Origin of the sequence: Micromonospora lacuserhaii, from assembly GCF_036902735.1 — a bacterium.
GTDB lineage: Bacteria > Actinomycetota > Actinomycetes > Mycobacteriales > Micromonosporaceae > Micromonospora.
The window spans coordinates 1-3,469 of sequence record NZ_JBAKHO010000114.1; the positions used below are offsets into that span (position 1 = coordinate 1).

Annotated in this window: 2 protein-coding genes and 1 pseudogene; 1 reads left to right on the forward strand and 2 read right to left on the reverse strand. The window is 77.7% G+C overall.

Annotated features, from left to right (window positions below):
* Window positions 1–339 (forward strand): annotated as a pseudogene (locus V6U81_RS28915) (cupin); the annotation flags it as partial.
* Between the two features lie 61 nt (window positions 340–400).
* Here V6U81_RS28915 and V6U81_RS28920 read toward each other — a convergent pair.
* Together V6U81_RS28920 and V6U81_RS28925 are read right to left on the reverse strand one after the other, a co-directional pair.
* Window positions 401–1,060 carry a hypothetical protein gene (locus V6U81_RS28920; protein ID WP_334494202.1) on the reverse strand — a complete coding sequence of 220 codons (660 nt, stop codon included), beginning with the start codon at window positions 1,058–1,060 and terminating at the stop codon, window positions 401–403.
* The coding region (locus V6U81_RS28925) for an FtsK/SpoIIIE domain-containing protein (protein ID WP_334494204.1) at window positions 1,057–3,469 on the reverse strand (2,413 nt) is incomplete at its 5' end. The genes V6U81_RS28920 and V6U81_RS28925, both read right to left, overlap by 4 nt.

A 3,469-nucleotide genomic window follows, 5' to 3' on the forward strand; every position in this document is an offset into this window, starting at 1 on the left:
GTCGCCGCCCGGCTGCGCGCCCGGGCCTGGCCGGCCGCCCGGCCGGCGCCGATCCGGCCGCTCGCCCAGGCCGCCGCGCTCGACGCGCTCGACGCGGACAGCCGGATCGCGCCCCGTGCCGGGCTGCGCTGGCAGCTCACCTCCGCCGACTCCGACGGGGTGGCGCTGCGGCTGTTCGACCGGACGATCACCCTGCCCGGCCAGTGCGAGCCGGCGCTGCGCGCGCTGCTCACCGGCGCTGCCACCCGGGTGGGCGACCTGCCCGGCCTCGACGACGACGCCGACCGGCTGGTGCTGGCCCGCCGACTGCTCCGCGAGTCCGTCGCCGTCCCGGCCTGACCGACGCCACCGCCCGCCCCGCTCCCGGGGTGGGCGGCGCCGTTCGTCGGCGGGTGTGCGGTCAGCGGGTCGCGACCAGCAGCGCCACCGTCGTCACCAGGCCGGCGATCAGCACGATCGCCATCGGCCGGGGACCGAGCAGCGCGTGTCGCCGGTCCGCCAGCCGCTTCGCCGGCGCCAAACCGGCCACCGGGCCGAGCAGCGTCACCACCAGAGCCAGCACCGGCATGCCGACGGCCAGGTCGCCGCCGTAGCGGTGGCCGACCGCCCGGGCGCCGGCCCCCAGGGCGTACGCCACCACCGCGCCGGCCACCCCGCAGAGCACCAGCAACGGGTTCACCGCGCCCGGCAGCTCCCCGCGCTGGCCCGTCCGGTCCAGCAGTTCCCGCACCCCGCGCAGCAGCGGCACCGGATCGACGGCGGTGTCCCGGGCCGGCCCGGGCGGGTCGCCGAGCCGCCGGGCGCCCAGCCGGGCGCGCAACTCGCCCCAGAGGTGACCCACCTCGGCGTCGACCCGTTCCAGCAGCGAGCGGGCGGCCGTCACCTCCTCCTCGGCGCGGCGCAGCTCGTCGTCCGCGTCGGCAACCGCCCGCTCGGCGGCGGCGCACTGCTGGTCGTGCCAGGCCTGCGCCTCGGCCCGCTGGGCGTGCACCCGGCCGGTCAGCTCGGCGAGCCGGCGGACGTGGGCGGCGTACGTGTCACTGGCGACCGGTTCGTTCATCGGGAGGGACCATAAGGGATGATCACCTGTCCGGTGCGGTGCACCGCCCGGTCGAAGAAGAGGCCCCGCCACGGCCGGGGATACCAGTCCGGGCCGCCGCTGCCCGGGTAGAGCGCCGAGCCCAGCTCCCCGCCCTGCACGTCGAGCGCCACCCAGGCGCCGATCTGGTCGGTCCGCGACGCCGGGCCGCCCAGGTCGACCCGCATCCGGGCCACCCCCCGCCACCAGGCCAGCACGTGGGTACGTCGTTCCGGCCCGTCGTGCAGGATCCGGCGCAACCGGTCCAGCCCGGTACGCCCGGTCGGGCCCGTCGACAGCGCCCCGGTGGCCGCGTCGACGGCGAAGAGCAGCAGGTAGTGCGGGACGGTCGGGGTGCCCGGACGGCCCAGCGCCTCGGCCGTCTCGGCCATCAGCTCAGGCACAGTCTCCTCGTCGTACCAGGCGGCGTCGTCGGCCAGGTCCTCGTAGAGGGCGCGGGCGGCCGGATCGGCGTCCGGGTCCAGGCAGGCGATGGAGAACCGGGCGGTGCCGGGGCGGTGCTGCCGGGCGAGGGACCGGGCGGCCGCGTCGAGCACCGCGCAGGCCTCGTCCACCCGGGTGCCGAGGACGGCCAGGTTGCGGCCCGGCGCCCGGGGCAGCCGCAGCGCCGCCGACCGGGACTGGACGTCGATGATCTCGCCGAGCAGGGCGACCGGCCCGCGCGCCGGGGCGTCACCGGCGGGGGCGGTGAGCGCCCGGTAGTCCGGGGCGTCGACCAGCCGGGGGACGGCGTCGCCGTCGAAGAGCCGGGCCGGCGCGGCGTCGGCCGGGCGCATCCGCCACAGCCGGTGCTGCAGCTCGCTCCAGGTCTCCCAGTCGCCGGCCGACGGGATCCGGGCCACCTGGTTCCCCTCGGTCATCCCGGACTCGGCGTTGACCACCGCGTGGTACTTGGGCAGGGCCTGCGCGGCGTCGTTGCGCTCGGCGAGGATGCGCAGCGCCTTGGGCAGCGCGATGCGCAGGGTGAACTGGGCGACCAGTGCGGGCCGTCCCCACAGCGCCTCGATGCCGCGCACGTCCTGTGAGGCGAGCACCAGGTGGATGCCCTGGGAGCGGCCCCGCCGGGCCAGGTCCTCCAGCAGGTCGGCGGCCTCCCGGGCGACCACGTCCCGGCCGGCCAGCAGCGCCTGGAACTCGTCGACCACCGCGACGATCCGGGGCCAGTGCCCGGTCGGGTCGACCGCCCGCAGCTCGGCGAGCTTGGTGACCTCGAACTTCTTCGCGGCGTCGGCGCGTCGGCGCAGCTCCTCGGCGAGGAAGCGCAGCAGCGCCAGACCGAACTCCCGGTCGGTGTTGACGTTGATGCCGACCAGCCGCATGTGCGGCAGCCAGCTCGGGTCGCGCCGGCCCTGGGCGAACCGGGCGAAGGACACCCCCTCCTTGAAGTCGAGCAGGTAGAACTCCAGCTCGGCGGGGGAGTAGCGGGCGGCCAGCGCGCCGATCCAGGCGAAGATCAGGTTCGTCTTGCCGGTCCCGGAGGGGCCGCCGATCAGCGCGTGCGGCGGGTAGTCGCCGAGGGTGAGCAGCACCGGCCGGCCGTGCGGGCCCTCGCCGATCGGCGCGGTCAACCCGTGCGCCGAGTCCTCCTTCCACATCTGCTCCGGCGGGGGGAGCAGGTCGGTGAAGGGGGTCGGCGGCGGGCCGGCGTTCACCCGGGAGGCGATCTCCCGGCAGGTCTCGGTGACCAGCGCGCCCGGTGGCGGCGGGTCGAGGCGTACCGGCAGGCCGGCGGGGGCGCCGACGCGGGCGTCGCCAGGTGCGGCGACGATCCGGGTGACCGTCGGGCCGTCGGGCAGCGGGATGCCCCGGACCACCAGGTGCACCCCGCAGGCGGCGCCGGTGCGGACCACCCGGTCCAGTTGCCCGCGCTCGTGCCGGGACAGCTCGTCACCGCCGAGCAGCACCGCCACCCGCCACGGCTCGGGCCGCCGGCCGGTCGCCGCGGCCAGTTCGCGCAGCGAGCCGTACTCGCCGGCCAGCACGGTCTCGTTGATCCGGCGGATCTGCTCCACCAGGTCGTCCAGGAGCCGGCCCAGCCCGCCCGGGCCGACGAAGGTGAGCAGCCCGGCGGTGCCGAGCGGGGCGAACCCGGCCAGCCCGCCGCCGAGGTGCTCCGGGTCGTAGCCGTACAGCCGGACCGCGCCCGGGTCGGCCCGGCCGACGCCGCGCAGCAGCAGCCCCGCCACCACCGCGTCGCCGCCGTGCCGGTCCTCGCCGCTGAGGTGCACGTGTCCCGCGTCGAGCAGCGGCACCAGCGCCGGCACCGGCTCCGCCCCGGCGATGCGCAGGGTGCCGACCCGCACCGGGCCGACCGGCTCGCCGCGCCCGGCCGGCGCGGCCCGCCAGGCCGCCCAGCAGGCCGTGGCCAAG